We start from the raw sequence: 4,678 nt of genomic DNA on the forward strand, positions 1-4,678 counted from the left end.
CGAACACAGAAGTTAAGCTTCAACACGCCGAAAGTAGTTGGGGGATCGCTCCCTGCGAGGATAGGACGTTGCCACGCTAGGGCCTCGAGAAGTCTGCATATCCAATGCAGACTTTTTATTTTTAAATTTTTCCTTGCAAAAATTGTTCTATGATATTCGGTAAGGATAAGATAATTTCTTATACTTATCGTTTTTTATTGAATTTAGACAAGATTTTAAGGCCATGATGAATTGCCTGCCTGGAAGCCGTCAGCCACTTTTAAAGTTCGCTTTTTTCTCTTAATCTCCTGGATCATTGGAGGAAGGGAGGTGAAAAATGACAACAGTTCTAAAGGACACTAAATTGCGGCTATCCCCTAACCAACACCAAGCGGATCAACTCTGGCAGATGTTTGATAATAGTCGCTTCGTCTGGCATCAGATACTGGCCATGGCTAAGGAACGTTATCGTAATAACCCTGGCAGCCGCTTTGGCAATGAGTATGGTATGAACTATCTTTTGAGGCCGCTTAAAAAAGTGAAATCTGATGATTTAGGAACGAGTTATCAATTACGATTTGCCATTCTAACATTCTGGGGAGATTAAGAAGGTGTCATTTGTAAGACCCGGCAAGCAATAAATATGATAGTGGCCAATCTTTCAAGGCTACGCTTAATATCCTTAAGTAATATACTTAAGAAAACCAACACTAATAAAAATCACTTACGAAAATTAATTATCTTTGATAAAGTAACCAATTGTGTAATCAGAGAATTAATTAGAGGAGTGATTTTTTAGTATGAGTAATGAAGCACGGGTACGACCAGTCCGTCATCCCAAACTAGCCATGGTTAGTATGCTGCTGGGGGCCTTTGTGGGAATGTTTAGTGAAACTTCCCTGAACATCGCCCTGCCTAAGCTAAACTTGGACTTTCATGTCAATACGGCAACCGTTCAATGGCTAGTGACGAGTTACATGCTGATCATCGGGATTGTTCTACCCCTGTCGAGTTTGATTTCAAAATGGTTCACCACCCGGCAGATTATTATCTTTGCCCTGGTGGACTTTATTATCGGGGCAGCGATCTCTGCCGTGGCGGTGAACTTCCCGATCCTCCTGATTGGCCGGATGATTCAGGGGATTGGGACCGGGCTAATCCTGCCCCTGATGTTTGCGGTGGTTATGCAGATTTTCCCACCACAGAAGATTGGGGCTGTGATGGGAGTCTGTGCCCTGGTTATTATGTTTGCCCCAGCGATTGGGCCAACGCTGACTGGACTAATTTTGGCTAAGGCATCGTGGAACTGGATCTTCTGGAGTTTTATTCCGTTCTTGGCAATTGCGTTGCTTTTTGCGATTACCTCACTGGAAAATGTGGGGAGGATTACTCGACCACACGTTGATGTTTTATCAATTCTTGAATCAGCAGTCAGCTGTTCAGGATTGGTAATTGGAGCCAGCCTGGCCAGTCGTGATGGTTGGCTATCGGTATCTGTCCTGACTGCCCTAGTTATTGGAATTATTGTGTTGGCACTTTACGTTCACCGTCAGCTCCATCTGGAAACGCCGATCCTTAACCTGCGGGTGTTTAAGACGCGGGCCTTTGCCACTGGGTCGACCCTAGTGATGTTGGACTTCGGGATCATTCTTTCCGCAATGTACCTATTACCGATGTATATCCAGAACGGGCTGCTGCTGCCGGTAGCCCTGACCGGGATTATCATGCTGCCGGGTGGGGTAGTTAATGCCCTGACTTCAGCGGTTGCCGGGCGGCTGTATGACAGTGTCGGTGCCAAGCGGCCGGCAATGATCGGTTTCTTCATTGCCCTGGTTGGTGCTGGCATGTTAGCTCTGACCAGCGATCATTCGTCAATCGCTTATGTAATCACCGCCCACGTCATCTTGATGATTGGGTGTCCTTTGGCAATGTCACCGTCGCAAACCAGTGCTCTGAATTCCTTGTCTGGGATGGAGTCAGCCGATGGCAGTACTATTTTGAATACAATGCAGCAGATTGTTGGTGCCCTGGCCACGTCCCTAGCTACCAGCTTTCTGGAATTGGGACGAAACGCTGCTACGGGAAGCTCAGCAGTGTGTTTTACTAATGGTATCCACTATGGGATTTACTTTACCCTGGTGCTGGTTATCATTGGGATCATCCTGACGTTTAAGATGAGCGATAAGCCCCGAAGCAACGATCTATAAATAAAAAAGAGGATCTCAATGAGGTCCTCTTTTTTATTTCGTCAGGCGTTGCAGTTCCTTGAGTGCCAGGGGAAATTCGCGGAACCCATCGCTGGTTAAGAAGTGGCCGCCGGTGGGCTGGACAATCAGCTTGGCACCCAGCTGATGAGCGACATCGATGCTGTTGCGGTAGGGGGCAATCGGGTCATCCTTGGCTGTGATGACGGTGGCCGCTGAAACCTTAGGAGTGATCTGCCGGTAATCCGGAGCGGGCATCATGAAACTGTCGAGTTCAGGATAGGCAGGCAATCCTTGATCGAAGGCCCCAACCAATAGGAGCCGCGCATCGTGGATCTGGTGGCGGGCAACGAAGCGGAGCGCAGTGATGCAACCCAGACTGTGGGCGACTAAGATTAGGCCGTCAGCAGCAGGAATCTGCTGATCAACGGCGTCATTCCATTCATCTGCTTGCGGGGCAAAAGGATTTGGAAGGTAAATCCGGTCGAGCTTGATCTGCGGTGCACAGGCACTTTCTAACCAGGGGAACCAATCGTCGTCTCGGGTTGAGGTACCGTGAATGAGGTAAGCATTTTGCATAATAGTCATCCTTTCAAGATCTGTTATACCTATCATAAAATTTTAACTAAGAACCAGCAATTAGAATGGTTCTGTCCAACTAAATCTCGTTATAATAATGGGGACTAGCAGACAAAAGGAGGGATGACAATGAATGAAGTAGTACTGCGCTTAGCCCAACCGAGTGACGCTGCCGCAATTCAGCGGATCTATGGATACTATGTGGAAAACACGGCGATCACCTGTGAGGTGGCTATTCCGTCGCTCACTGACCTGACAGAACGGATTAAGAAGACCCAGCAGCGTTTTCCGTACCTGATTGCGACACTGGGGGATCAGGTGGTTGGCTTTGCGTATGTTAGCCCGGCTAATCCGCGTTACGCGTACCAATGGACGGTGGAGACATCCATCTATGTGGATCGCAACTGTCGGGGGAAGCATGTTGGTACGAAACTGTATGACATGCTTGAGAAAATTTGTCGGCAGATGAAGGTGGTCAACATGACCGCCCACATTGTCTACCCGCACGATGATCAGCCTGATCAACACCTGACCTTGGCGAGCCCTAAATTTCATGAGGCCTATGGTTATAAACTGGCGGGGCGCTTTTATAAGAACGTCTACAAGTTTGGTAAGTGGTATGATATGCTCTGGATGGAAAAGTCCATTGCTAAGCACGACGACGCACCGACGCCGATCGTCAACTTTAACGAGATTAAGTCACAATTCTTCAACTAAAAAATCGCCAGGGGGATGTTCCTTTTGGCGATTTAGTTAAATATGATGGACCATGCGAGATTCGAACTCGCGACCTCCTGCATGCGAAGCAGACATTCTCCCAACTGAACTAATGGCCCGTTGCGCCTTTATTATAGCAGGGGGATGGCCAAGGTGTTAATATTTTTAGGAAAGAAGTTGATAATAGTGGTATTGGATGAAACAAGGGTCGCCCGGCCGAGTGATATCAAGGGGGTAGCGGCACTTTACAAGGCAATCTGTGACCATCAGCCCCTTGATAAGTATGGTGCGGATTGGACCTGGGGCGAATATCCGAGTGTTGATGGCCTCCAGCAGATGATTGAGAACGCAACGGTGATGATTGGCTTGAAGGATCAGCAGGTAGTTGCTGGCGGCGTCCTGACAACTGGTGAAGAATATCCGCAAGTTGAATGGCCACACCATTTTGCAAATGATGAGATTGGGATCCTCCACCTGTATGGTGTCCATCCAGAGTACCGGCGGACTGGGATCTCGACTGAACTCCTGCAGGCGATCATTAAACAGGCTGGTCAGGAAGGGAAGAAGGCCATTCATCTTGATGTGCTGGCAGGGAACGTGCCTTCCAAGAAGCTGTATGTGAAGAACGGCTTTGAAGTTGTCCAGTCTCTAGTACTCCACTATGACGACATCGGTGATCAGTCGGCGCAGGTTCTTGAGCGCCGAATTTGATAATTATAGTGTGTTGCCTAATTTGGGCCTTGCAAAATGATTATAAAACGATTATAATGTTTAACTGTTGTGTTTCAAAAACATGATAAGTTTTAACTAGACCAAAGTTTTTTTCACAAGCTGTCAAGGAGCATAACTTGACAACTAGTTATAGAAACTACATGAAAATTGATTCATGTTTAGACTTGATAAAATGACGGCGGGATAGTACAACAGATATTGCTGTTGAGGCAGTTGACGAACTTGTTTCTCACAAAAATGAAATTAGTTGTTGACTTCCGGATAGCAATCAGGTATTATAAATAAGCTGACTTGTGACAAGTAATCATGATGATTGCTTCAAAAGTTGATGAAAAGCTATTGACAAGTCACTGAGTTAGATGATATAATATCTTTGCTAAATGAGCAATTACTTATTTAGCAAGGTAGACCTTTGAAAACTGAACAAAGTTTTGACGAACTAAATGTGTAGGGTCTTCAATCACTTC

Annotated in this window: 4 protein-coding genes, 1 tRNA gene and 1 pseudogene; 4 read left to right on the forward strand and 2 right to left on the reverse strand. The window is 46.5% G+C overall.

Annotated features, from left to right (window positions below):
- Nucleotides 1-316: 316 nt before the first annotated feature.
- A pseudogene (locus QOS10_RS09005) lies at nt 317-517 on the forward strand (helix-turn-helix domain-containing protein); the annotation flags it as partial.
- Between the two features lie 262 nt (nt 518-779).
- Nucleotides 780-2,186, forward strand: coding sequence for a DHA2 family efflux MFS transporter permease subunit (locus QOS10_RS09010; RefSeq protein ID WP_283595148.1), 1,407 nt, complete (start codon nt 780-782; stop codon nt 2,184-2,186).
- A 33-nt stretch (nt 2,187-2,219) separates the two neighbouring features.
- Here QOS10_RS09010 and QOS10_RS09015 read toward each other — a convergent pair whose 3' ends face one another.
- Nucleotides 2,220-2,762 carry an RBBP9/YdeN family alpha/beta hydrolase gene (locus tag QOS10_RS09015; RefSeq protein ID WP_283595149.1) on the reverse strand — a complete coding sequence of 181 codons (543 nt, stop codon included), beginning with the start codon at nt 2,760-2,762 and terminating at the stop codon, nt 2,220-2,222.
- 129 nt (nt 2,763-2,891) lie between these two features.
- On the opposite strand from QOS10_RS09015, the gene QOS10_RS09020 reads away from it, so the two are divergent.
- Nucleotides 2,892-3,479 carry a GNAT family N-acetyltransferase gene (locus QOS10_RS09020; protein WP_283595150.1) on the forward strand — a complete coding sequence of 196 codons (588 nt, stop codon included), beginning with the start codon at nt 2,892-2,894 and terminating at the stop codon, nt 3,477-3,479.
- 46 nt (nt 3,480-3,525) lie between these two features.
- On the opposite strand, the gene QOS10_RS09025 is transcribed toward QOS10_RS09020, so the two are convergent.
- Nucleotides 3,526-3,598, reverse strand: a tRNA-Ala gene (locus tag QOS10_RS09025).
- A 73-nt stretch (nt 3,599-3,671) separates the two neighbouring features.
- On the opposite strand from QOS10_RS09025, the gene QOS10_RS09030 reads away from it, so the two are divergent.
- Nucleotides 3,672-4,190 carry a GNAT family N-acetyltransferase gene (locus QOS10_RS09030; RefSeq protein WP_283595151.1) on the forward strand — a complete coding sequence of 173 codons (519 nt, stop codon included), beginning with the start codon at nt 3,672-3,674 and terminating at the stop codon, nt 4,188-4,190.
- Nucleotides 4,191-4,678 lie beyond the last annotated feature (488 nt).

Source organism: Limosilactobacillus galli (genome assembly GCF_947381495.1).
Classification (GTDB): Bacteria; Bacillota; Bacilli; order Lactobacillales; family Lactobacillaceae; genus Limosilactobacillus; species Limosilactobacillus galli.